This is a genomic window from Lederbergia wuyishanensis, assembly GCF_022900255.1.
Classification (GTDB): Bacteria; Bacillota; Bacilli; order Bacillales; family Bacillaceae_C; genus Lederbergia; species Lederbergia wuyishanensis.
The window spans coordinates 604,124-630,029 of sequence record NZ_JALIRM010000001.1; the positions used below are offsets into that span (position 1 = coordinate 604,124).

The window sequence follows — 25,906 nt, forward strand, 5'->3', positions numbered from 1 at the left end:
ACTTTACTTTTTCTCAGCAAAATTATTATTGACCACTATACATTTAAACAATCATTTTCTATACTATTTTTAAAGGAATTAAACTGGAGGTTTATTTTATGACGGAAGGTCCTAAGAAAATATCACTACAAGAATTGATGCAGAAAAAACTTGCCGACAAAAAAGCTGCACAAAAATCTCAAACTGGTTCAAAAGGCAGTACAGAAACAAAAAAATTAAAAAGTCAGCAAACTAAAAAAACGAATAACACAAGAAGAAAAATGGGAGTTTAACTCCAAAGAGGTTTATGGATTAATTAATTCCATAAACTTTTTTATTTCAGATAAAATACTGAAATTCTTAAATCACTAAAAATAAAAAAAGTATGAGAAGCAGTGACTCCTTCTCCCTCATCCTCTTCTATAATCTTGCATATATTTCAACCATTTTTTCTGCTTAGAGTTGGATATTATGTACCCTACACTACCAATTACAAATATACCAATCGCAAGTTTCCATAATATAGGGCTTGTCAAATAAAAACCAATTGGAATACCTATCATCCCAATGAGTATTAATTGATATAACCGTTTTTTATTATTTTCATAAATCGTAAATTGAAATTGTCTTCTTTGCTCGACTTCTTTCAAATGTTCTAACTGTTGAGGCAATGTTAGAAACTCTTTTAATGAATAGACAATTCTAAATAAAGGCTGTGATTGAATCCAATGCCACACAAATGACCACATATTATTTCCGTGTTTTTCTAACCAATCCATAAAAACAGGCTTAACCAAGACAATTATTTCTTCCTCTGGAACCAATTCACGGATCATACCTTCTATCGTAACAAAAGATCTACCAAGGAAAACAAACCTTGTTGGAACTTGTATAGGAAGGGCTCTAATTAAATCGTTCATTTCCAATTTTAAAGCAATTAAATCAATTTCTTTTAATTGTGAAGGGCTGAAGGACATAAGTTCAGCCAATAGTCTCTCCATCGTTCGAGTATCGGCTTCAGGAAGTAGAAATCCTAAATGAATAAAACTTTCAACAGCTTTAGAATAATTTTTGGATAATATACTTTCTATTAATGCTTGGAAATGGGCAGCATCCGTTTTCGTTATTTCCCCAATCATGCCAAAATCTAGTAATATTATTTTTCCTTCTTCAGTTACAAGAACATTTCCTGGATGTGGGTCAGCGTGAAACATACCAGCCTCTAACCATTGTGGGAGAAAAATAGAAATCAGATTTTGTGCCAACTCATTTCGATTAATCGATAATCGGTCCAATGCTTCTACATTAGTAAGTCTTACTCCTTCCATCCATTCCATCACAAGTACTTTTGACGTACTTAATTCTGTATAAACGGATGGGATGATTATATCTTCAACGTCTTTAAATCGTTCCTTAAATGAATGAAGTGAATTTTGTTCTTTTACAAAATCAAGTTCTCTTTCAATTACTTCTTTCAGTTCCTTAAATAATACCTTTAGATTTATGAAGCCTTTTGGTATAGGAATTAAGTGATCGACAAACCATATTATAAAACTAAGTGTACGAAAGTCAGTTCGTATTATCGATTCTATATTAGGACGCTGTACTTTAATTGCGACCTTACTACCATCATTAAGTATCCCTTTATACACTTCTCCAATAGAAGCGGAGGCAATAGCCTTTTTTTCTATCGACAGCAAGTATTGATCAATTGTTCCTCCCCACTCTTTTTCTAGAATATCCTGAATCTTATCAAAATCAGAAGGTGGAACATTATCAGTTAGATCTTGAATTTGCCTAATGAATGAGTAAGGAAGTAAATCTCCACGAATGCTTAGCATCTGACCAATTTTTATAAGTAAACCTTCTAATTCAAACAGTGTTTTTCTAAAACGCTCCCCTATTTTCTCCCACAGCTTATCCCAGTCAGCTTCTGACTTTCTAAGGATTTTATAGGAATAAATTTGGAGAAAACAAATAAAGAACATCGAAAGTACCTTATAAATACGAAAAAGCTTATTCGTTTTTTTCATAAAAAACCTCTCATGTTCAATGTAAATATCAATCCATTTACTAACATTCACATTGAAAATAAATTATAGGTCAAGAGATAAACGCACCATATCTACAGCTTGTATGCCATTTTCATAAATCACTTCATCATAATGTTTAATAAAAAAATCTTTATCAATTCCAGTTATTCTAAATCCACATTTTTGATATAAGGCAAGTTGACTTATACTTGAATTCGCTGTTCCAATTTCGATCGTTTTATATCCTTTTAACTTTGCTCTATCAATAGCATCAATGACTAATTGCTTACCTATTCCTTTCCCATGGAAATTTTCAGCAACGGCAACATTAACTAATTCTACTGTTTTGGGTCTTGTAGGTAAGAGGACAAAAACGCCTATAATATTATGATTTTCCTCGGCAACAAAGCATTCCCCTCTACTTATATATTCACTGATTAATTCATAAGAAGGGTCAGCTAACAATAATAGATTAATTGGAGGTTGTTCATTAACATTTAATTTTCGAATGTCCATTTACTAATCCACCATTACCGAACTCTAACATTAATAGCTAGTTTATCTAATATCGGGAAAAGCTCCTCTAAATGTTGAATTTCATAGGTTGGTATTACATCAGAGCGTTCTTTGTTATGACGGTTAATCCATACGGATTTAATGCCTGTCTGATTGGCACCAAGAATATCAGTGTTTAAATTGTCTCCAACCATCAGTACTTCATCCTTGGTCAATTCCATGAGGGATAAGGCATGTTCAAATATAGACGGATCGGGCTTTCCTTTTCCAAATCCTCCAGAAATCACAATGTGCTCAAAATATGGAGAAAGCTCAGGTGTAATCGTCAGCTTAGTGTTTTGTAAATCTGGTGAACCATTCGTCAAAAGTAAAAGGCGATATTTCCCATTTAATTTATTTAAAACATCGAAAGTTTCTTCATATACAAATGGAAGATTTCTTCTCTCTAGTGGAAAGCGTTCTGCTAACATAGCTCCGAATTCCGGATCATCAATGCCTACTATTTTTAGTCCTTCAGTCCAAGCGTCTTTTCGATACGTTGGAACAATATCTTTCATCTTTCTAAAATCCGGTTGATCATCTAAAAAGTTCCCCCAAAGTCCTTCAAACGGATTAATTCCAATCATCTGTGTAAATGAATAAGTTTCATAAGTTGAGTATAAATTACTAGCAGCTTTACGAACGGCCTCTTCTAATCGTTCTACTTCAATTCCGTATCGTTCCTCGGCAATTCTACATGTTGCTAAAAATGCTTCTTTTACACTTCTCTGATCCCAAAGCAGTGTATCATCTAAGTCAAAAAATATCGCATTAATCATTTTCGTCTCCGCCTCTTATGTAAATATTCTATTAATATGGATAGTTTACCATCTTTATAGATTAAAGAAATAGAAAAAACAGTTTTATTATCTTTTTTATAGGTTATATATATACTAATAGTAAATTACTAGATTTTGTAACGATTTTGTAACAATAGAAATATTTTTGTTAATTAGGTGAAACTTTTTCTGTTTCCATACGTCTAATAAGTATAGGACGAAAAGAGGAGTGTTAAAAATGAAATCAAAATTTTATGCCATTATCATCATGTCATTTGTTTTATTTATTGCAGGAGCGATTGGGCATGAAGGACTACATAGCAATGCCACACAACAAGAATCATCAGATATTTTGGAACACCCTCAAAAATCCAATAGTGAATTATCTAAGAGTCTTGTTCTTGAGGACGCAGTGATTGAAAATGAAAAAAGTGAAACAGTATCCTATATTGAAAAAGATTCCGAATCCACTGTTGTTACTGAAAAACTAGCGACGAATGAAGTAGCGCTGAATAAAAAGGATAATGAATTATTACCCGATGAGGTTACCATAGATGGTACTATATTTGTAAATATTATGAATGAAGAAAAATTTTCTGACCTAAGCCAATTGGCTCGTAAATATAATGCAGGTTTATATGCGATACCTGAAAGTGACGTTTTTGCTATTGTAAAAGATGGAAACCCAATCTTCTTCATGAGTACAGGTGCAAAATCAGCTTCAAAAGAATACTCTGACCTCCTTGCTGAATCTCTTGCTTTCAGTGGATTTGAAAATCTTGAAGAGGTTCGTGATAACTTGAATACTGTTTTAGAAACAGGTAAAGATGTAAATGTTGGAGATGATTATGAAGGATATTCCATTTTCCAAGAAGATGAATGGATATATGTATCATGGTAAATAAAGGATTAGCGCCGTTAAATTAAGCGCTAATCCTTTTGTTATTTTAATACTATGCTATTCATGTTACGATACTAATCTATTAGTTATAACATGAAAGGATGCATGTAATGGACGGTAAAACTCATTTTGTTGTAGGAGGAATCGCAGGAATTGGTGTAGCAAGTTATATAGGAGCGGAACTGCCAACCGCTATTTCTTTTACATTATTAGGGGCATGTATTGGCTTAGTCCCTGATCTCGATGTAAAGGGAATACTTTCCAATAAAATTTCTCTAAATAAAAATTGGATTGTTACCCTTTTAGGATTATTAGGTTTGTTAATAATTGTAAATAGCTTCATAGTGTATAAGGAAGTTGATCGTTGGCTTGGAGCTGGGTTAGGACTTGCTTTAATAATCCTCCCACCTTTTTTGATAAAGCAAAAGTATATGTTATTACTGACAGGTATAGCTACTTCATTAATAGGGATGTCTCAACAAAGCACATGGTTAATGATGCTTGGGGTATATATAAGTATTGCGGCTCTGCTCCCCCACCGTTCTCTCACACATTCATTAATTGGCTTGTTCTATTTTTCTTTAATCGGATATTACTTAGAAAAAGACTTTCAAATAAATGGAATTTTACTTGTATGTGTTTTAAGCTATGCCAGCCATTTATTATTAGATATGAAAATATTTCCAAAGAATCGTAAAGGTGTAAAGCTGTTACAGCCTTTCTCCAAAATTGAGATTTGAGAAAGGACCGATGCATTAACTCAATTGGGTTAACATCGGTCTTTTTGTGTCTCATTTAGTATTAATTCTAAAAACTTTTCCCTTTCTTCAAACATTGGAGAGTGTGCCGAGTGTTCAAACCAAATCCAATTTTTTTCGGTAGCAACGACATTATTAAAAAATGTAAGTGTCGGTTCATAGGGAATGGTTAAGTCATGTCTACCCATACAAAAATATATTGGTACAATCACTTCACGGACAACATTATTCAAATTGACTGTTTTCAATTCATCTTGAAGCATTTTCATACTAAAAAATTGCCCCTTTATATGATTGATCATATCTACGAAGGAATACTCAACACTAATTAACATCTCTTTAATCATTTTAGTAATTAGTTTTCCATCATGCGAGATACCACCACGAAAGACTTCTAAGAACTGTTGGTGTACTTTGTCATGTTTTAAATTATTCCATGGTGGCATTCCAATCTCCAATAATTTCTTAATCGCTTTTTGGTTATTTTCTTGCTGCGCTTTTTCCAAAACATATTTATATGAAAGTTGTTCACCTTCCATATAATTAATAAGTTGCGCAACACCAAAATATCGATAAAAAAGAGACGGCTCTTTATGAATAGCTAATAATCCGATAATTGTGCCCCAAGAATGTCCGATTAAGTAAATCCTTTCTTGCTTAAATTGTTTACGAAGATAATTCGTTAATTCAATTGTATCATCGACAAAACGATCAATGGTCATTGTTTCAGCCGCAATATTTTTATGAAAGGACAATCCAGATCCTCTTTGATCCCAATTTACGACTACAAAGTGCTTTTCAAATTCCTTTTGAAATTTGCGAATAAAGCCAATTTGAGCGGCACCTGGACCACCATGTACCATTAATAATACTGGCTTTTTCTGATCTTCTCCCCTAATATAAATCCATTGTTTATGATTTCCTATTAGTAATGAGAAAAGCTTTGATATTGAATTTTCCTTATGAATTTTATGGGCTTTTCTTTTAAACATTTTTTTCCCACCTATAGTTACCTCTGCCTGCTTATAGAATATCATAAAATGTAAATTACTAGCATTATCATTATATTTCCATAAATAGATCGATTTTTTTTCTTGCAAAATAAATTGAGTTGGATTTATTATTAAAACAAAGTATTTTTTTACACTAAATTTTGCATTAGGTAAACTTATTTAGATTGTTGCTAAATTTTAAGGGGTGAGAAAGTTGAGTAATAAAGATACCGTCTTAGATCATAAACAAGGTTGGTTAAAGAGGAGTTCAAGCATTAGCTTGGAAGAGGTAAATAATTCTGTTCGAATTCCTGAGAACGCAGGGTTTTGGAGAAAATTATTAGCATTTGCTGGTCCGGGTTCACTTGTAGCCGTTGGATATGTAGATCCGGGAAATTGGGCAACTTCTATTGCAGGAGGAGCTCGTTTTGGTTATACGTTGCTCTCAATCATATTAATTTCGAGTTTAATGGCTATTTTGTTGCAAACATTGTCTGCAAAACTGGGGATTGTAACAGGAAGAGATCTTGCACAAGCGACTAGGGATGCTACTGGGAAGAAAACAGCCTTTTTCTTATGGATCATGGCAGAACTCGCCATCATTGCGACTGATCTTGCCGAAGTCATTGGATCTGCAATTGCATTGAATTTGCTATTTGGTATTCCTTTACTAATAGGAATTTTGATAACGACTGTGGACGTATTATTACTTTTATTATTACAGAGAAAAGGATTCCGTATCATTGAATCAATTGTCATCGTATTAATGGTTACGATATTTGGCGTTTTTACGTTTGAAGTCATTGCTTCAAAACCGGAAGTTAGCGCATTATTAAATGGCTATATTCCTAAGAGGGAAATTGTGATGAATCCTCAAATGCTGTTCATTTCATTAGGGATTCTTGGAGCAACGGTTATGCCGCATAATCTTTATTTGCATTCCTCCATAGTGCAAACACGTCAATATAAAAGAACGGAAAAAGGAAAAAAAGAAGCTGTTAAATTTTCCGTCATTGATTCAACTTTTTCATTAAGTATTGCTTTTTTAATCAACTCTGCCATTTTGATATTAGGTGCTGCTGCTTTTCATGGAAAAGGAATACAAGTTTCTGAAATCGAAGAGGCTTATAAATTACTTAGCCCTACTGTAGGAGTTGGAATTGCAAGTACATTATTTGCAGTGGCATTATTAGCCTCAGGACAAAATTCTACGATCACAGGAACGTTATCTGGTCAAATAGTGATGGAAGGCTTCTTACATTTAAGGATATCTCCATGGCTAAGAAGGATTATTACTAGAATGCTTGCTGTTGTACCAGCATTTGTTGTTACGTGGATTGCAGGCTCAAGAGGAACAGCAGACCTTCTTCTTTGGAGTCAAGTAATTTTGAGTTTACAACTTCCATTTGCTGTAGTGCCGCTCATTCTATTTACGAATAGCAAAAAGAAAATGGGCATCTTTGCTAATAAAACAGCCACAAAAGTATTGGCATGGGTATGCACCGCTGTTATTATCGTTTTAAATATATTTTTAATTGGTTATATCCTCATAACCGGACAGGAATTGGGCTAATAGTATGAAAAAATTACGCTTTGTAAAAGATTATAAAAATGATAAGTGTTTAAGAAAAAGCTTCAATGAACTGGCAAACAAAGTATTTGGAATTGATTTTGAAGAATGGTACGAAAAAGGATTTTGGGATAATCAATACATTCCCTTTTCTTATGCAGATGGTGATCGTGTCATCGCTAATGTTTCGGTCAATGTTTTAAATTTAATCATTGACGGGGAAACAAAGAAGGCCATCCAAATTGGAACTGTCATGACCCATCCAGATTACCGCAACAAAGGACTTTCAGCCAATTTAATGCATAAAGTTTTGGAAGAATTTGAGGAAAAGAGTGACTTTATCTATTTGTTCGCTAACCCATCCGTATTGGATTTTTATCCTAAGTTTGGTTTTGAAGCTGTTGAGGAAAATGAGTATTCTATGAAGTTACAACTTGAAACTAATTCAGCAGTGAACTTATTTAAACTAGATGTGAAGAGTGCAAATGATTTACATTTCATTCATCAGTTCGTATGTGAAAGAGTCCCTGTTTCAAAAAAGTTTAGCACTGATAATGCTTTAGGGATTTTTATGTTCTATTGCCTGAATGTTTTTCCTGATGATATTTACTATTTAGAAAAAGAAAATGTGATCGTGCTCTTCAAGAAAGAACACGATCACCTGCATATCTTTGACATCGTAAGTAAAAATGATATTAACATTCAACAAATTTTACGTAATATTTCTGATAGAGAAACTAGAAAAATAATATTTCATTACACACCGGACTATACAAATATTCAAGTAGAGCAGAAAAAGCATAATGGCTCTGAAATTTTATTTGTTAAATCCAAACACAATCGTTTTCCAACACAAATAAAACATCCGATCACATCTCAAGCGTAGACGTTATCGATGAATAACCACTTTTGTCCCTATCGGAACACGTGACGATAAATCTAATACATCGTGGTTAAACATTCTAATGCAGCCATGGGAAACATTTTTTCCTATAGAAGAGGGATTTTTTGTCCCATGAATTCCATAATGAGGTCTTGATAGCCCCATCCACAGCACTCCAAACGGACCACCTGGATGGGGTTGTTTATTAACAATGGTATACGTTCCAGATGGTGTCGGAGTTAACATTTTTCCTACTGCAATTGGATACACTTTAATAATTCGATTTCCATCATGAAGTGCTAATTGATGCTTCGATGTCGAAACACTAATCCATTTCGCCATAAGATCACCTCATGATATCGTATGAGGGCTCTTATCCTTTTGTTTTTAAAATTGTTAAGATGTCGGAAGGCTTTTTCAGTTTTGGAAATCCTGTTATCTTTTCATTAATAAATGGTGGCTGAAACCATGTTGCATGGTACGCCATTAAACCAGCCTGAGCTGCCCCATTTAATTCATCCGATCCTCCATCTCCAATAAATAATGAATGTTCTGGTAATACATTTAGATTTTTACACGCGATATCGTAAATTTCTTTATCAGGTTTAGCGCATTTAACTCTATAAGAGAAAATAACAGTATCAAATAGATTGGCTAAAGAAGAATTCTCCCACTCTAATACTTCTTCAGGTGCACAATTACTAATTAGTCCGACTTGGATGTCCATTGCTTTTATTTGAATGATGGTATCAAGAATTTTTTCATCAATAGATTGAAAAAGAATCGCTTTAGCTTGGATTCTTTTTTCAATTACCTTATTAATATCATCCATATTAAATGAAGTTTCCAATTCACAAAACATATCGACTAAACAGCTTTTTGCATCCTTGAAGGTTCCATCCATTCTTTTATCTTTTCTTTTACCCCATTCTCTTTTGAAAATGTCTTGCTCCATTCCAAGCAATCTTGAAGGATTAAAGTCAGCTTTCTTTTTTTCATTCTCCCATTCTGTTATTAATGTTTCATATAAATCGAAAAACACAGCTTTTACCATCATTTCCACAACCTCCCCCCTAAAAAGAAAAGTGCAAGGCACCCATAATTGGTGATAAGCAAATGTACTGAAATGCAAAAAGTCCGTACTTCTAATTTTTACATCTCGTGGTTTTTTGACATCGAACCGAAGGCCCCTGAAGTGTATTTGGCAATTAAATAATGCTGTTTATTGAGGCATGTTGTATGAATGAAAAAAAGCTGAAATTATGCAGGAAATGAATAAAAACTTGTATGTTTTCGGCTTATTAATAATTGGGGATATTGAATAAACGCCACTTTTACTTTACGTGAAGTATTTTACATTGTTTCAGCAATTACTTTTGAATGTTTTAATTTATTTAAATCATAGTTAAATATCAATTGAACAACTTCTGTTGCAAAACCATTTCCCCACCATTTCGGTAAAAATTGATATGAGAGTTCAAGGTAAACTCCCTCGTGGTGAGGATCAAGTAAATAAACCCAACAAAATTACCCGTGTGTTTTTCTCTAACAACCCAATAATAAGAGTCACAACGCGTTATTTAAAAATGGCCCGTTTATTGAATAGGATTATCCATTTATTTTATTTCTTCCGTACAATTCACCCCCTGATTATTGAATAATTAATGAATCTTCAACGACCTTTTATTACGTTCACTAAGTAAGCGATCGAATTAACTTGGAAACTAATTAAATTTTTTTGTAATTTACTCAATGCTACTAGACAGCACATTTCTTTTTTTAAAACTTTCCAGCATATAGCAGATAGTGCAGATAGTTCACATTTTTTTAGTATCAGTTGCTCGAGCCTGTATCAAATAATAAAAGTTTGTAATCTTAATGCCTTTCCCCTTGGCATGCTGTTCAAAATTGGTAATAATTTTGTCAAGGCACATTTCTCTAACGTACTGTGTGTATTTTTCACTCTGCCCGAAACACTTCATAGCAAGGACATCTTCAGGTGAAGGAATCCATACAGTTTCCTGTAAGTGCCTAAACTGTATGTCGATAAGTCCGCTTTTAGCAAGTCTCTCCATTATCATATCTATTACCGGTGTTCCATTTGAGGGTGGAGGAAACAACCCTGGAAAGTATTCCCCTAACTCAGAACCTTTTCCATTACCATCTACCGGATGAAATAATATTAGATTACCTCCAGGACGAACAACTCTATTCCCTTCTTGATACCAACTTGTCGGCCCTTTTTTGGTATAAGCTACATCGAAGTAATCATTTGGAAAAGGTAAACCATCATGTGTACGACCTATCACGTACCTTACATTTGGCTTTTTATAATTATTAGCCGTTGTAACAAATCCTTCAGTCATATCATATCCGATGACTTCATCCGCAAAACTTGCCCATTTATTTGTAAATTCTCCATGTCCACACCCAACATCCAATACCTTTCCGTGCAGATGAGACTCTAACTCCTTCTCAAGTATTTTTTCTGCAACTAATCCTTCATGGTGAAAATTCCAGGTATACTCATACTTTCCAGTTAGAGACGCCAACTGTTGACACCATTCTTTGCTTTGAGCACTTAAGTAATCCGGATGTTCATTCATATTTGGAAAGGCAGTTTCATTAGGACGCATTAGATTTCCCCTTTATCAAATTATTGTATTCCCATAGTTATTCTATTTCTACAACGATATCCCTTCTTCAGTTGTCACTTCTTCTAGTCTTCGGACTTGCCAAACAAGTTTTTTAGAATAGAATCAGTAAATTCTTCCGACGATTTTACATGTGTATTAATTATTCGCTGCGGATTCTATACGGAAGAAATACCCAATTCAAATGTATGTCCATAGAGGGGGAAAGTGTAGATCAAGTTTGATTTTCGAGGGATACTATTCCGAAGTAATGATTAAAGCCAAATTTTTTAATTTAATGTTGAGAATTGAACTTTTTATATTTATTTAAAGTGCAAAATACCTCTTAAAATGGGTGTAAAATAACTTTCTAAGGTGACAGCCCAAGGTGTTGCCATTGCCTTACTTATCCCCTTTATTAGAATATTAACAGTCTCCAAAAAAAACCTCAAATACCTTCTTTTTTCACTAACCTTCCCATAAGTGCAGCAAGCACAAGTTCCTAACTATGTATAAATATTAGTGATAGTTCAGTTATCCTTTGAATAATGATTCGTATAGATTAATAGACATACTGCCAAACATACTTGTTTAATTGCCAGAAACACCTGAAGCTAATTCCAATTTAATAAAAAAACGCATCTAAAAAATAGATACGTTTTACACTGATTTCGTCTTCTTTATTTGTTTACTTCTTAGCTGTCCACATGCGGCATCAATATCTGTACCTTGTTCGTGGCGAATTCCACATTGTATACCTTTTTTCTTTAGTGTGTCGTAAAAAGCAAGGATGGATTTCTTTTCACTGCGTTCATACTGAATATGTTCATTTACAGGATTGTATGGAATCAAATTCACGTATGTGAGATGGCGCTTGTTATGAAGCAGTTTTGCAAGCTCCAATGCTTCCTTCTCATGATCGTTGACATCCTTCAATAAAATATATTCAATCGTCACCCTACGGTTATTTTTTTCTAAATAATAATCAAGGGCAGCCATTAATTTCTCAATTGGGAATGCTTTATTGATTTTCATGATTTGCGTTCTTAATTCATCATTAGGTGCATGTAATGATAAGGCTAAGTTGACTTGTAATTCTTCATCTGCAAACTCGCGAATTTTTTGAGCTAATCCGCTCGTTGATACAGTAATATGTCTAGCTCCAATTGCAAGCCCTTTTGGATTATTTACGACATGAAGGAAATTCATTAAATTGATATAGTTATCAAATGGTTCTCCAATTCCCATAACAACAATATGGCTAACCCTCTCATCTTTCCCTCTTGCATCAAGGAAGTGTTGCACCTTCATAATTTGGCCAACAATTTCGCCACTATTTAGATCGCGGCTTTTTCTCAAAATTCCACTGGCACAAAAACTACAACCGATATTACAACCAACTTGTGTTGTGACACATACGGATAAGCCATACGAAAAACTCATCAACACGGTTTCAATCAAATTTCCATCAGGTAGTTCAAATAGAAACTTAATTGTTCCGTCTGCTGATTCTTGTTTAATGGATTCCTTTAAAAGCTCAATTTCAAAATGGTCTTCCAATAATTCTAGACAATCTTTATTAATATTTTTCATATCAGAAAAATTAGTTACACGTTTTTTATATAACCAATCCCAAACTTGCTGTGCGCGATATTTTTTCTGACCATTTTCCAATAACCATTCGGTAAGTTGTTCCATAGTCAAACCATATATGGATTGTTTCATTATGATTCCTCATTTCTAATATTTACCTGAATTTCAATTTAAGACTCTCGGTAAATTATACATACATATCATAAGGCTAGGTTAAAATTAATTTATACATAGCCAATTTATCTATCACTTGATTTTCTCGAAAAAAATTACACCCTATTGGCGAAATAAAGATAAACATTAACCTTATCTATAATAAAGGAAAAACAATCGTATAACAACTACCAAATATTGAGTTGACCAATTATTTCATTTCCCATTCATTAAAAAATGTTTCTATGTATTCTTTCATATATAGATGTCTACTTTCAGCCATTTTTTTACCCATTTCCGTATTCATTAATTCCTTAAGTTTGAAAAGTTTTTCATAAAAATGGTTGATAGCCGTGGATTTTCTTTTCCTATATTGATCAGCATCCATTTTTTCAGCAGGCTTAATATCAGGATGATAAATAAGTTGATTTTTTGCACCTGAATAAGCAAAGGTTCTTGCAATGCCGATCGCTCCCATTGCATCAAGACGATCTGCATCTTGAACTATCATACCCTCGAGAGTTTTCATCGGCGGCTGCCCTCCACCTTTGAAAGACATGGTTGTAATAATTTCCAAGATTTTTGAAACATATTCGTTATCGACATTTACTGATAATAAAAAGTCTCTAACTTTTTTTATGCCTACTTCTTCAGATGTATTTAATTTTTCATCGGCAATATCATGTAGTAATGCTGCCATTTCACAAAGAAATAAATCAGCATTTTCTATTACTGCTATTTTATGAGCTATGTTCGTAACGCGATGAATATGCCACCAGTCATGACCACTAGCATCGTCATGTAAATGTTGATAAGCAAATTCTTTTGTTTGTGAAATGATTGATTCCTTATTCACTTGTTTAACTCCACCTTAATTGCTTTTTAAACCAAACAATATGTACTAAAAGCAGCTGTAAAAGCAACGATGATCAATAACAAGAGGTTAGAACGAACTTTTATAAACTTGGAAAGTTCCAACCACACTTTCATCAATTCACCTTACTATCTTACCGTCACCAATATTGCTTAGAAACCAATCTTTGACCAGTCAAACAATGACCAGGATCGGTTTTTCTCCCTGGTGCATAATCGTCGTGTCCAACAATATACGTACGACTTCTCTCTATTGTAGGATTTCGATTGATAATGTCTTCCAATAATATATTTAATGATTTGTATTGTGCATCAGTATAACCAATGAATGCTGGATTTATAGAATTATATATTTCTTCCTGTATCATCGATTCCATTTCTTCTTTCGTCCCAATTGCTAACATTTCAATCCCAATTGAATATTGATTCATTTTATTTCGGTATTTTGTAAAATAAGGCAAAACACCTGATCCTGCATGGTACGCAACCCTTTCATCAGGCACGAGCTGAAAGATCTCACCTGACCTGCCAATTAAGTAATGTGTTGAGACTCCGTATTCTAGAAATATTGTATATACATCTTCGAGATTATAAGGGTCTTGCGCATTATTTCCAACATTACTTATAAAATGTAAAACCACATGCGTAGGTTTTTCTGTACGAATCTCTGAATTTTGGAGCGGAAGAAGATAATCAATGATATCGATTGCCTGTTTGGTTGGCTCTAAAATTGGCTTTTCGGGTTCAGATACAACTTCAGACGTACAACCCGCTAAAAAAAGTACAACTATTAATAAGGATGCTCTTATCCTCAATGTAAGACTACTCCTAAAGTTCATACTCCCATTCTTCCTTTAATATTAAGTAGATGACGAGAAGCTTATTTTCCAAATCTTCTTCATGAGGATCTAATCCTAGTTTAGGGAATAATATTTCAGCGATTTTTTTTGTCATTACTTCTCTTTCTTTAAGAGGTAATTGCAAAAAACGATTGGAATAGATTTGGATTAATTTCCAATCTTGTTTATTAATAGATTTTAGAGCCCACTCATCAACCACAAGATCATTTTTAGATAAACCCCTAGCTTGAATTTCTTTTTCAATCGGAGAAAGTTTATTTTTTCGATTTGTTTTTCTCTCATGTACAACTATTGTACCTGCAACTAGATCACCAATTCGTTTATGTTTCGAATGAAAGAAAATCATTAATATTCCTAGAAAATATCCTGAAGGTAATGAATCGATAATTCTAAGGAGATTACGTATAAAACTTGATAATAAAGTGATACTATGCCCATTTTCTTGTATCACTCTAATACCCATCATCCTTTTTCCAGGAGTTCTCCCACCCGAAAAGTATTCAAATGCAAAAAAATAGCCCCAGTTAATAAAAAATAGCCCGATAATAATAATCGCTATAAGATAAGAATGCAAATCAAGAAAAACCAAAAAGTCTGGTTGACCAAACGAAATAATAAGAAAGATTATAAGAATTGCAATATTAAAAGCCATCAAAATAAGTTGATCGATTATAAAAGCAGAGGTCCTACTACCTAATCCTGCAATTTGAAACTGAAGAGATACGTATTCAGGTGTTTTTATATCTATCCGATCCTCATTCAAAGGAAATACCTCGTTTCATTGTTAATTTCATAGGAATTGTTTCTATTTTTTTACGATATTACTATAATAAGAATAGAAAATGATATTAAATATAATTCGTGTAGGTGCTAGGATGAATATTAAGCAATTTATTAAACAACACCGTGATGAATGGAAACAGCTCGAACATCTTATCAGCGTTTTACAAAAGCGTAAAAATACATATACAGCAATGGATATTGAACAATTTAATAGACTCTATCAAAAAGCAGCCCAAAATCTATCATATTGCCAAACGTATTTTTCAAATGAAGATGTTACAGTTTATCTAAATGGACTTGTTTCAAAATCACATAATCTTTTGTACAAAGACCAAATATCAAGTTTGAAACAAGTTCGACATTTTTTTAGCACAACTTTTATTGGCCTACTATTAGGACAATGGAAAGCAGTTGTAGTCGCAATGTTGCTTTTTAGCCTTGGTGCATTAGGAAGTTTTTTTGCCGTAATTAGCGATCCTCTCCACCTGTATTCCATTCTTCCTGGAGAAATCGCTAAAAATGTTGATCCTACCCAACTAGGGAGTCAAGATGGAGCCGTGGATTCTGCTCTTATGTCTGCAAGTATCATGACAAATAACATCCAAGTAGCTATTTTAGCTTTTGCTGGTGGAGTCACATTCGGCCTATTGACTGTGTATGTATTAATTTATAACGGAATAATTGTTGGCGCCCTAGCTGCATTATTTTGGCACTACGGAAAGTCGTATGATTTTTGGGCATATATTGTACCCCATGGAATGATAGAGCTCACAGCTATCTTTATTGCTGGTGGCGCTGGTCTTTTAATGGGATACAAACTTTGGGTTCCTGGCGATTTTTCGAGAGGGTTTCATTTAAAACACCAAGCGAAACGTTCAGTCCAGTTATTGCTTGGAACAATACCCCTCTTTATTATTGCTGGAATCATTGAAGGCTTTATTACCCCAGCTGCAATTTCGTTAGAAGCAAAATACATCGTTGCTATCATTACTGTATTTGGTTTAATTCTTTATATGTTGATTGGAAAAATATTGTTGAACCGTTCTCTCTCTAATAAATAAATTAATTCTACATTCTTTAGCGAATCTATAGCAGTCATGCTGATAGATTCGCTTTTTTATTGGTTAATTTATTTTTAATTCAGAGGTTGTTTTTGAATCCAGTCAGTCTTTTAGGGAAAGTCTATTAGCTGATTATCTATTTTTATGCGACATTATCAATCCTACAGCAAGTTTCGGTTCATAATATCGATATAGTGGGATACGGCGACAGTCGCAAGGTTTTCTTCTTTTGCTTCTATCATAACGAGCCCCTGCCTTTCCCACTTTGTTTTTTCCTTTTTCTTGAACATAATTTGCTGCTGTGCAATACTTTTAATCATCGTTGTTTGAACGGAATCCGGTTTTTCATTGGCCCTATTTTGAAGTGTCGAGTCTTCAATTCCAACCATGAGAAATAAATGCCTCTGTCTAAGTCGCTTCAAGTAAAGTAGAGCATGCTCTTCATACAGGAATGTTCTAAAATCACTAAACAATAGGAGAAGACTTCTCTTTTTTTGCATCGTTTCCATAAAAGAAAATACGGATGCATAGTTGGATTCTGCTGAATCAACAGTAACATTATAAATGGAATGGAGAATTGTCTGTAAATGAGCCATTCCTTTTGCTGCAGGGACAAATACTTTTACATCCTTTGAGAAAGCTAAAACAGAAACATAATCACCATTTTCAAGTGCAGCAGCCGCCACTAAATGTGCAGCCTCCAATGCTTTTTCAAGCCTATTCCCTTTTTCTAGCTCGGACCCCATCATTCTGCCACAGTCTATTAAAATTGTAATATATTTCCCATGCTCAGGTTCATATTCATTTGTCATGACTTGGCGCAATTTTGCCGTTTGCCGCCAATTGATTTTGCGCGGGTCATCCCCTACTACATAGTTGCGAATTTGTGCAAAATCACCAATGCCTGTTTGATGCCTACGAATTTTATTTCCTTCAAATAATAGATATTTCTGTGCATTTTCTAAAAATTGTTTTGTCTCTGTAAGGTCAGGAATCACTTTAACAGTATCTATTAAGTTCACAGTCATCTGTTTTTCCCACAAACCAAGCACACTAGAATAACGAAAATATAGCTTTGTTATTTCATATTCTCCTCGTACGGGGGCTTTTGTTTCATATTCAATGACTGAGGTTACTCCATGTTGAATCCTTCCTTTTAGCGGAAAATGCTGGTGAAAGCTTTGTGGAATCCCGTCAACTAATGAATAAGACATAAAATGATTCGAACGATTAGTCACTTCAATATTAACTTTATAGGCTAAGTTTCTTTCAAATTCATCTAGAATTCGCCGTTTGAAATAAAGATCCTTTCTCTTAGGAGAAAAAAACAAATCAATCAAACTTAATAAAAATAGAACGACATTCATGAATACAACTGTCCACCATGAAAAATATCTGAAACTAACCAATATAAGTACAAATGACAGAATGACAAATATGATAAGTAATCTCCAAGACGGAAGTATTCCATTACCTTGGAACAGGAACCGAGCCCACAAGTTCTTCAATGATCTGGTCAACAGACGCTCCCTCCAATTCTATGTGAGGAGATAATTGAATACGATGTCTTAACGCAGGTTTAGAGACCATTTTAACGTCATCCGGAGTTACATAATCTCTACCAGATAAATAAGCCCAGGATTGTGCAGCTTTTCCAATTGAAATTGCCGCCCTTGTGCTTGCTCCAAAGCGAATTGATTCAGTCTCACGTGTTCTTCTTACAATTTTCATAAGATAATCCATAACATTTTCGCCGATAGTAACACGTGAAATTTCTTCTTTTATTTCTAAGAATTCTTCAATATTGATAACAGCCGATAATGGAATTGAATTGCTTTTATTTTCGATAACTTGATGCAATACATTTTTTTCTTCTTCAAAACTAGGGAAATCTATATAGAGTTTAAAGAGAAATCGATCCTGTTGGGCTTCAGGCAAAGGATAAGTTCCTTCAAACTCAATCGGATTTTGAGTAGCGACAACGAAAAAGACATCTGACAACTTGTATGTTTCTCCTTGAATTGTCACTTGCTTTTCTTCCATTGCTTCTAAAAGCGCGGCTTGCGTTTTAGCAGGTGTACGATTAATTTCATCAGCTAACAGAATATTTGTGAATACGGGTCCTTTTATCGTTTCAAAAGTACTGTCTTTCATATTGTAAATAGTGCTTCCTGTAATATCACTAGGTAACAGGTCAGGAGTAAATTGAATTCGATTAAAGTTTCCGCCTAAAAGTCCGGCAAGTGTTCTAACCATTTGTGTTTTTCCTGTACCTGGCACACCTTCTAAAAGAACATGCCCACCAGCCAATATAGACGATAATAGTAGTTTTATATTTAAGCTTTGCCCTATAATTCTTTCCTCATATTTTTCTATTAAGGTTTGTAATTCCATTTTCATCGCCTGACAACCTCTTCTCTTAATCGATCTAATCTTTTCGACCATAATAAATATTCCTGCTTATTTAATTTTCCTTTTTGTAAAACTGGGCCAATATCTTTTAACATCTGCATATTACTAATATCGATTTTTTTACGAATTAATAAGTCAGAAATCTCAGTCCATTCCTTCGAAGCAGATATACCAAACCGCTCGTTCAACAATTGTTTAATATAATCTGCCTGGATTACTAAAGATTCATAGTATCTTTGACCACGCAAATACCATGCAGCTAAAGCTTTAATTCCTTCATCACCAAAACGCACAGTTTCTTCTCTAGGAACTAATATTGGTCCAAACCTCTTCCCTTTTGCCCAGAGCCAAAGAATACTTAAAACAATAAGTTGAAGCATCAAAATTAAAAACCATTTTGGATAAACAGTCCATATCGTAGAAGCATTTTCTCCCGTATGAACATATTCATCAAAGAATACGATATCGGCTTTTTCTTCATGAAGTAGTGAAAGAATAAGAGGTATATTATTATTTGATAAGATGTTGCCATTTGTAAGCCACTCTGGTGTTATAGAAACTATTAAATTTCCGTTTCCATACTTCTTTTTTAACGCAATTGTTCCCTCTTTATCTTCTAATAAGATTTTATCTTGTTTATTTGTTTGCAGTCTCACAGGAGAAACTACTGTTCCATTTAAAGAAGTTTTATGAGAATCCCTTATTTTTATTTTTTTACCTGAAAGATCCTCTTCCAAGAAGTTGGATTTAAGATCAAAAAATCCATCAGGTCTCTCACTGAATAATATAATTGTATTTCCCGCATTCATAAAATCTATATATTCATTGATTTCCTTAGTTGTTGGCATAAAAAATGGTTCTATCATAACAAGGAGCTGATTTCCTACATGCTTATTCAATAAGTCCGGCCTATGTTTCCATCTATTTACCGTGTCATTATTATTTTGCAAATATGTATATAAAGCCTTTACTCCCGTAGGGGAGGGAGAATCAGTTACATAATTTGGATAACTCTTTGGCTTTTGTGAAAACATGAGAAAGCTTGCCAATACAAAAATGACTAAAAGGATGATAAGCCAAATCCATGTCTTACTTATACTTCGTAGCATTTATTGGCCCCTCCTTTGCTTCACTAAGCCAATCTAATACTAGCGACTTATATTTTATGTATTCATGCTTTTCGATAGTCCGCTCTCCATATGTAATTTCATCGAATAAAAGAGCTAGATTAAAAAATCGATCTGCCCACTCTCTGTTCACTTTTCGAAGCTCGTCGTAGTATTCCCAATTCGTTTTCCAAATTTTTGCTACGAGCCATTCATTCTCGTGGAAGTATAAAAGTAAGGAGAGGAAGAGATGCCGAGTTGATAAAGTATATTCACCTTGCGATTCCAATCGTGTTGCCTCGTCAAAATGAGTTTGAAAGGTCCATTCCATTTCTTTTAATGACTGGAAAGGTTTATTTTCTTTATATTTTCGTTTGCGTACTTGCCTTCGAACTAGAAGAAAGGCCAAAATGGCAATCATGGCAACAACGACGACGATTATGGTAATAAGAATCGGACCTGCCGCAGAATTACTGGCCGATTCTAAAGAAGGGAACATTTTTTCCAATTGATTGGCAAGCCATTCTTTTGCTCGTTCCCACCATATTGTCAATATACTCTTTGACTCGTTCGCATACAATTGATATTCTTTTCCGTTCAAAATGTCTCGAATGTCTTCTTTGGCCTTATCTAGATTTTCCATCCCTTATCACCTATCGATTCACGATTGTACCGCATTATAATCTTCTATCATTTCCTTTAAATCGTCCGCATCATGTCTTGTTTTTGCATCAAGGTACATGACTGCATATCCAACTGAAAAAATCATCGTAGTAAACAAACTTACAACACCTGAAATGATTGATAACAATACACTATTTCCTAAAAAGATTCCGAAAGATACTTCAACTGCATAACTAATACTAGAAACAATCAAAGAAAACACGATATACAATCCAAACAATGCCCATGTTCTTTTTTTGCTAAGCTTCCGGCTTCTTGAAAATCCTAAAACTTCATCGTCAAGTACTACAGAGCCAAAATAAAAACTCCAACGGGTAAGCAATAAACCTATTCCTATCGCAAACCCAATGAATAAAAGAATTGCCATAAGGATTCCTACAATTGGATTTGCGAGTGATCCGACAACTCCGACAAGGACGACGATGATAATTGGAATAAATACTAGTCCTATTACTAGAAGTACAAACAGTATGCTGCTCCCGAGAATTGGACCGTATCTTGAGAAGGCTTCTTTAATAACCGTACCCACTGTATATTTTTCGCTTTTTCTCATATGATTAATGGCAATAAGAATAGCAGCGCTAGCTACTGGAAATAAAAAGATGCTTAAAAATGAAACTGCGATAATGCTTAGGTCAGCTCCTAAACTAGCGGTTCCAGTATCCTCAAAACTTGAGAGTATTTGTTCATACCATACGTCACCAGACCCAAGCTCTCTAAAAAAACTAACTCCGGAAATAAGCTGAATAAATACTTGCAGTAAATAGATTGGCCCCATAAAAATAAGATTAATTAGTAAAAAATCCGAAAATTTATACTTGCTTAATCTAAAAGTGAGATCTAAAATCTCTCCGAACCCTTTAGGGCGGTTAAATTTAATTTCCAATTTCCATATCCCCTTACATATTAATTAAACTATCATAACGCTTATTTTATCATTATTTTGAAATAATTTGTCTAAAAACTTTATTATAAATAAAAAATGGCAATACCCAATGTAATCTTGGGCATTGCACTGACTATTTTACTTCGCCTATGAAATTTGCATAACCTTCTTTTTCCATATCTTCTAATGGAATAAACCGTAGTGATGCACTATTTATACAGTATCTTAAACCACCGTCTTCTTCTGGTCCATCATCAAAAACATGCCCTAAATGAATATCACCGGAACGGCTACGAATTTCGGTCCGATTCATATTGAAACTTGTATCCTCGAGGTACTTTACTGTTTTACGTGAAATTGGTTTTGTAAAACTTGGCCACCCGCAATCGGAGTCATATTTATCACTGCTTGAAAATAGCGGTTCACCAGTAACAATGTCGACATAAATTCCAGGCTCATAAAAATCCCAATATTCATTATCGTAGGCAGGTTCAGTTTCATCTAATAAAGCGACTTGATATTGTTCAGGTGTTAATTTATCCTTAATTTCTTCTTCACTTGGTTTTATATAACTCTCTGCATCGTTGTCAGCTTCATTTAAAATATTTAAATCAATATGACAATATCCATTTGGATTCTTTTCCAAATAATCTTGGTGATATTCTTCTGCTAAGAAAAAATTTTCCACTGGCAAAACTTCTGTTACGATTTCTTTATCGTATTTTTCTTGCTCTTCTCGGATGTAATCTTTGATAATAGCTTCTTCACTTTCATCTTCAAAATAAATGCCCGATCGATATTGAATTCCACGATCGTTTCCTTGCTGATTTATACTTGTTGGATCAACTACTTTGAAAAAATACTCTAGAAGTTCCGTTAAAGTAACTCTTTTGGGATCGTATTCAACACGAACTGCTTCGGCAAACCCTTGCTCTCCCTTGATTACATCTTCATATGAGGGGTCTATTCCTTTTCCGTTCGCATATCCAGACGTAGCATTTTTAACCCCTAATATTCGTGCAAAATATGCTTCTACACCCCAAAAACAACCACCAGCAAAATAGATTGTTTTTAGATCACTTGTTGAATAATTAATATTTTCATTTGGGTTATATGGCAAAGTATTATTACTAGCAATCTGGGAGTCAATTTGTGAACAAGCAGATAAAAAGAAGATGATAAGACATAACGATATACAATATTTAAGCCGCTTCATTCTAACTCCTCCCGAAATAACTTTTACTTTACTTTCAGTATATTCCATTTTCCTACTGCGGAAAATAATTTTTCATCAGCCCAACCATAACAATAATAAAGGACATCGTTCGCATCACTATTTTCAGCAGCTTCCAGTGCTTCAATTAAATGATCTTCTTCAATATTCCACATCTGGATGCCACTAAATATGTTTGTATTTGCCTTCGAAAGTTCACGGACTTTATCATTTTCATTTTTTACAAAGGATATCGGATAACCGTGTTCTCTAAATGTTTCATAAGTAATGTCGTATTGTAAATCGAAAAATGTTAGGAAAGCTTGAAATGCTTCTTCTTGTTTAGCAGGTGTATCTGCAAAGAATTCGATAAACCCTTGTACATCTGCACCTCCGCCAAGCTTATGATAAGGAAAATGTTTGAGTGTATTAGATGCTTTTGTTAAACGTTCGTAATCTTGCCCTAACAGCCATGCGTAGGACGGGGGCCATAAATCAAGCCATAATTGAATATCTGAGTTAACCTTCTGAACTTCTTTTAAAAGATCTTCAACAAAATTTGAGACACTATCTTGTCTAAATTGAATCCATTGTTTTATAACTTCAGATTGAAACAAAGTTTGAACGGCATAATGGAAATCCTGATTTTTTAGATGATTAGCAACTCTATTCATTGTATCAATGAGTACTGGAATGTTTATTCCTACTGAGTCCATTCCTTTTTTACAATGAGAACAAAAACAACTGAAAATTCCTTTTGGATTTACTTGTTTTCCTGCCCAATCGGGAAAGCGAATTCTATCAATCAAATATGTTGTATAGCCGTATTTTTCAGTTAAAGCACTAATTAATTTTGACCACATAGGAACCACATCTGGTCCATTTGGACACAACCAATACTCTACTTCATTTCCCAAGAAATCCACGACTCCATTATTAGCTACATTACCTTGAAAATCTCCATTAAGCAGATTTAGCCAAGGAATAATTTCGAAAGTCGTTTTTGACGAGCCTTCTTTTAGCAATTGTATGGAATCCTCACCTTTTTGAACAGAAGAGTCGACTTTTTGATATAAATTTTCATATATCTCCTTTACCTTAATTGGGACATGCCAAGTGCCTTCACCTTGTACAAATTCATGGACAGGATTATGCGGTAATATACCTTTAGGGTAAGGGTTTCGTTCAAAAATCGTGTTCACCTGTGGGAAGATATATTGTATATCTCCCATTACATTGAGTAAGGAAAAGATTTTCTCTGTCCCCTCATCTATAATGTCATGAGGATGAAGATGAATACCATTCATAAATAAATTACCTCCTTTATAGATAAAACACCGCAACAAATATTGTGCGGTGCTATGAGCTTTAAATTACTGTTTCTAATGCTATAATGTCTTTTTCTAAGATAAATAGTTTCTCAATATTAGATATTTTGCTTTTTTGCTCCTCTGTAAGAGCAGAATAAGCTGAACGAACAAGGGCAATTTTTTCTTTATCTTTTAGTTTAAGATTATTAGAATATAAGTTTTCGATACGTGTTTCAATGGCTTTCGTTTCAAACTGCATAAGAGTAGAAATATATTCTTGATTTAATTGACTATGCTGATCGTCGGTTAATAAATTTATTATTTCTCGAAGCCTCGCTATGTATAAGGCATCCGTCACTGTTGCTTTATTGTTGTTAAATCGTGTACCTACTCTACTAAAGGGAGTATCCAGTAGGTATCGTAATGCGGAGTTTACAGAGCCAACCAATTCGGAATCAGATTTGAAAAGATCAGGGAATGTCATTGGATCCTTTATTGTAAAGTCTACCCATGCTATTCCTAATTTTTGCCTAGTTACCTCCGCTAATCCTTCACCAAGTTTCTGAATAATCGGTGTATCTTCTGCATAATACCAAGTTGCATCTGGACTATAGCCAATTTGATATAGTACTTCATTTGGATAGAAGTGATCTGCCCATGCCTTAAATTCCGGAAGAAATCCGGGTTGCACCTCTCCATCCAAACTACCTAATCCTTGGCTATCATTGCAGAATAATAGATCACTACGGTATGTTGGTGGCAGCCAGCAATAATTATAATGTTTTAAAAACATACGATAATTTGGATTAATTGATTTAAGGTGATCATTCCATTCTTTAGCTATTGCATCAGTTACTGGAATTCCAGCATCTTCGGTGATACCGTAATACCACTCAACGTCTACACCAAAGCCGATTACGCTTTTGTGGTGTCCATATTTTGCAAAGATAAGATCCATTAACGTTTTCATATCGGCAAAGCCTGATTCAACCTGCAGATATACCTTTATACCTTGCTCGTCAAAGTAGTTTAAATAATCCTCATGCGAAAGATGCCCGGGCTTAGTCGGGTCACCAAAACTGATATTTTGCGAAGCATAGTCAATCCCATCATTAGGAGCTTCAAATTCTAAGTGTGTACCACCAATCCCTACTTCAGTATCTAATTTTCCAACAATCCAAACATACGTTGGCTGTGCCCCAGGGAAGTACCCATCCATTTTATCTGTAATATGCTGCCAATCTTGTATTCCCAACCATTCACCTCTAATACCGTATATGGAAGAACGGGTTCCGGCATATGCAATATTACTAGGTGTTTGGTGAACTGGTTGACGACTAAGTTTATTTTCCGCTTCTTTTAATTCAAGGTAATTTCCAACCATTGACTTTTGGTCACTTGACAATTCTTCGTATGCATCTCTTGCAAGTGTTACTTCAGCATCTACTATATCCATTCGATCAATGATTTTTTGTACCTCTACAGCTTTCTTGAAGTTTTCTTGTTTAATAGATTGAATTGTTTCAAGTTGAGCTTTAATACTCTCTATACGATCAATATTCGTAACAAATGATTGTTGAACTTCATTCAAATTATGATATTGTTCCAAAATGACATATATAAGACCTCCTGCAGCAGAGGTTACTTCACCAATACTATCAATCCAATGGCTAAGTATTTGTGCTTCTGCTTTGTCCAAAAGCTCTATATTTGTTATAGCTGCCTTTTGCTCATCACTTAATCTAATATATGCTTGCCTTGCATAGGTAACAGCTTCTCTGTCAGAAAGTGATGTAACGTTTAATTTAGCAATCATGTTTTCTATTATTTCTTCTTTTGATATAGACATAATTTCTTCCCCCTTTATTTAAGCGCTTTCAATTAAATTA

Annotated in this window: 25 protein-coding genes and 1 pseudogene; 6 read left to right on the forward strand and 20 right to left on the reverse strand. The window is 34.2% G+C overall.

Going from position 1 to position 25,906, the window contains the following annotated elements:
* Window positions 1-98: 98 nt before the first annotated feature.
* Window positions 99-272 carry a hypothetical protein gene (locus tag MT489_RS03015; protein WP_244680014.1) on the forward strand — a complete coding sequence of 58 codons (174 nt, stop codon included), beginning with the start codon at window positions 99-101 and terminating at the stop codon, window positions 270-272.
* A gap of 117 nt (window positions 273-389) precedes the next feature.
* Here the strand turns inward: MT489_RS03015 and MT489_RS03020 are convergent, their stop codons facing one another.
* From MT489_RS03020 to MT489_RS03030, 3 genes are all read right to left on the reverse strand, one after another.
* Window positions 390-2,012 carry an ABC1 kinase family protein gene (locus MT489_RS03020; protein ID WP_244680015.1) on the reverse strand — a complete coding sequence of 541 codons (1,623 nt, stop codon included), beginning with the start codon at window positions 2,010-2,012 and terminating at the stop codon, window positions 390-392.
* Between the two features lie 63 nt (window positions 2,013-2,075).
* Window positions 2,076-2,528: a GNAT family N-acetyltransferase gene (locus MT489_RS03025; RefSeq protein ID WP_244680016.1), complete on the reverse strand. Its 453-nt coding sequence runs from the start codon at window positions 2,526-2,528 to the stop codon at window positions 2,076-2,078.
* Between the two features lie 14 nt (window positions 2,529-2,542).
* Window positions 2,543-3,346 carry an HAD family hydrolase gene (locus MT489_RS03030; protein WP_244680017.1) on the reverse strand — a complete coding sequence of 268 codons (804 nt, stop codon included), beginning with the start codon at window positions 3,344-3,346 and terminating at the stop codon, window positions 2,543-2,545.
* 238 nt (window positions 3,347-3,584) lie between these two features.
* Here MT489_RS03030 and MT489_RS03035 point away from each other — a divergent pair, with 238 nt between their 5' ends.
* Both MT489_RS03035 and MT489_RS03040 read left to right on the forward strand, forming a co-directional pair.
* Window positions 3,585-4,247 carry a hypothetical protein gene (locus MT489_RS03035; protein ID WP_244680018.1) on the forward strand — a complete coding sequence of 221 codons (663 nt, stop codon included), beginning with the start codon at window positions 3,585-3,587 and terminating at the stop codon, window positions 4,245-4,247.
* A gap of 110 nt (window positions 4,248-4,357) precedes the next feature.
* Window positions 4,358-4,987 (forward strand): metal-dependent hydrolase, encoded by a 630-nt coding sequence (locus MT489_RS03040; protein WP_244680019.1) that lies wholly within the window; start codon window positions 4,358-4,360, stop codon window positions 4,985-4,987.
* Between the two features lie 29 nt (window positions 4,988-5,016).
* Here the strand turns inward: MT489_RS03040 and MT489_RS03045 are convergent, their stop codons facing one another.
* Window positions 5,017-5,997: an alpha/beta hydrolase gene (locus MT489_RS03045; RefSeq protein ID WP_244680020.1), complete on the reverse strand. Its 981-nt coding sequence runs from the start codon at window positions 5,995-5,997 to the stop codon at window positions 5,017-5,019.
* A gap of 214 nt (window positions 5,998-6,211) precedes the next feature.
* On the opposite strand from MT489_RS03045, the gene MT489_RS03050 reads away from it, so the two are divergent.
* Together MT489_RS03050 and MT489_RS03055 are read left to right on the forward strand one after the other, a co-directional pair.
* A complete protein-coding gene (locus MT489_RS03050) occupies window positions 6,212-7,570 on the forward strand; it encodes an Nramp family divalent metal transporter (protein WP_244680021.1) in 1,359 nt (452 codons plus the stop codon).
* A gap of 4 nt (window positions 7,571-7,574) precedes the next feature.
* The gene (locus MT489_RS03055) at window positions 7,575-8,453 is read left to right on the forward strand and encodes a GNAT family N-acetyltransferase (RefSeq protein WP_244680022.1); all 879 of its coding nucleotides are present in this window, start codon (window positions 7,575-7,577) and stop codon (window positions 8,451-8,453) included.
* Between the two features lie 3 nt (window positions 8,454-8,456).
* Here MT489_RS03055 and MT489_RS03060 read toward each other — a convergent pair whose 3' ends face one another.
* The 8 genes and pseudogenes from MT489_RS03060 to MT489_RS03090 form a co-directional block, all read right to left on the reverse strand.
* A complete protein-coding gene (locus MT489_RS03060; protein ID WP_244680023.1) occupies window positions 8,457-8,792 on the reverse strand; it encodes a L,D-transpeptidase in 336 nt (111 codons plus the stop codon).
* A gap of 31 nt (window positions 8,793-8,823) precedes the next feature.
* Window positions 8,824-9,507: an HAD family hydrolase gene (locus MT489_RS03065; RefSeq protein ID WP_244680024.1), complete on the reverse strand. Its 684-nt coding sequence runs from the start codon at window positions 9,505-9,507 to the stop codon at window positions 8,824-8,826.
* A gap of 296 nt (window positions 9,508-9,803) precedes the next feature.
* Window positions 9,804-9,899 (reverse strand): annotated as a pseudogene (locus MT489_RS22395) (GNAT family N-acetyltransferase); the annotation flags it as partial.
* Between the two features lie 368 nt (window positions 9,900-10,267).
* Window positions 10,268-11,086 carry a class I SAM-dependent methyltransferase gene (locus MT489_RS03070; protein ID WP_244680025.1) on the reverse strand — a complete coding sequence of 273 codons (819 nt, stop codon included), beginning with the start codon at window positions 11,084-11,086 and terminating at the stop codon, window positions 10,268-10,270.
* A 657-nt stretch (window positions 11,087-11,743) separates the two neighbouring features.
* Entirely contained in the window at window positions 11,744-12,808 is a 1,065-nt protein-coding gene (rlmN, locus tag MT489_RS03075) for a dual-specificity RNA methyltransferase RlmN (RefSeq protein WP_244680026.1), read from the reverse strand.
* Between the two features lie 232 nt (window positions 12,809-13,040).
* Window positions 13,041-13,685: an HD domain-containing protein gene (locus tag MT489_RS03080; protein ID WP_244680027.1), complete on the reverse strand. Its 645-nt coding sequence runs from the start codon at window positions 13,683-13,685 to the stop codon at window positions 13,041-13,043.
* Between the two features lie 157 nt (window positions 13,686-13,842).
* The gene (locus tag MT489_RS03085; protein WP_244680028.1) at window positions 13,843-14,517 is read right to left on the reverse strand and encodes an N-acetylmuramoyl-L-alanine amidase; all 675 of its coding nucleotides are present in this window, start codon (window positions 14,515-14,517) and stop codon (window positions 13,843-13,845) included.
* 13 nt (window positions 14,518-14,530) lie between these two features.
* The gene (locus tag MT489_RS03090; protein WP_244680029.1) at window positions 14,531-15,325 is read right to left on the reverse strand and encodes an RDD family protein; all 795 of its coding nucleotides are present in this window, start codon (window positions 15,323-15,325) and stop codon (window positions 14,531-14,533) included.
* Between the two features lie 112 nt (window positions 15,326-15,437).
* Here MT489_RS03090 and MT489_RS03095 point away from each other — a divergent pair, with 112 nt between their 5' ends.
* The gene (locus MT489_RS03095) at window positions 15,438-16,406 is read left to right on the forward strand and encodes a stage II sporulation protein M (RefSeq protein ID WP_244680030.1); all 969 of its coding nucleotides are present in this window, start codon (window positions 15,438-15,440) and stop codon (window positions 16,404-16,406) included.
* A gap of 161 nt (window positions 16,407-16,567) precedes the next feature.
* On the opposite strand, the gene MT489_RS03100 is transcribed toward MT489_RS03095, so the two are convergent.
* From MT489_RS03100 to MT489_RS03135, 8 genes are all read right to left on the reverse strand, one after another.
* On the reverse strand, window positions 16,568-17,926 hold the full coding sequence (locus MT489_RS03100) for a DUF58 domain-containing protein (RefSeq protein ID WP_244680031.1): 1,359 nt from the start codon (window positions 17,924-17,926) through the stop codon (window positions 16,568-16,570).
* Entirely contained in the window at window positions 17,877-18,806 is a 930-nt protein-coding gene (locus MT489_RS03105) for an AAA family ATPase (RefSeq protein WP_244680032.1), read from the reverse strand. Before MT489_RS03105 ends, MT489_RS03100 begins: the two co-directional genes overlap by 50 nt.
* Entirely contained in the window at window positions 18,803-19,927 is a 1,125-nt protein-coding gene (locus MT489_RS03110; protein ID WP_244680033.1) for a DUF4350 domain-containing protein, read from the reverse strand. Before MT489_RS03110 ends, MT489_RS03105 begins: the two co-directional genes overlap by 4 nt.
* Window positions 19,908-20,567 (reverse strand): DUF4129 domain-containing protein, encoded by a 660-nt coding sequence (locus MT489_RS03115; protein ID WP_244680034.1) that lies wholly within the window; start codon window positions 20,565-20,567, stop codon window positions 19,908-19,910. Before MT489_RS03115 ends, MT489_RS03110 begins: the two co-directional genes overlap by 20 nt.
* Window positions 20,568-20,585: 18 nt before the next feature.
* Window positions 20,586-21,494 carry a hypothetical protein gene (locus MT489_RS03120; RefSeq protein WP_244680035.1) on the reverse strand — a complete coding sequence of 303 codons (909 nt, stop codon included), beginning with the start codon at window positions 21,492-21,494 and terminating at the stop codon, window positions 20,586-20,588.
* Window positions 21,495-21,627: 133 nt separating this feature from the next.
* Window positions 21,628-22,710, reverse strand: a complete 1,083-nt coding sequence (gene msrB, locus MT489_RS03125) for a peptide-methionine (R)-S-oxide reductase MsrB (protein ID WP_244680036.1) — start codon at window positions 22,708-22,710, stop codon at window positions 21,628-21,630.
* A 23-nt stretch (window positions 22,711-22,733) separates the two neighbouring features.
* On the reverse strand, window positions 22,734-24,014 hold the full coding sequence (locus tag MT489_RS03130; protein ID WP_244680037.1) for a hypothetical protein: 1,281 nt from the start codon (window positions 24,012-24,014) through the stop codon (window positions 22,734-22,736).
* Between the two features lie 61 nt (window positions 24,015-24,075).
* Window positions 24,076-25,866 carry a hypothetical protein gene (locus MT489_RS03135; RefSeq protein WP_244680038.1) on the reverse strand — a complete coding sequence of 597 codons (1,791 nt, stop codon included), beginning with the start codon at window positions 25,864-25,866 and terminating at the stop codon, window positions 24,076-24,078.
* Window positions 25,867-25,906: the final 40 nt, after the last annotated feature.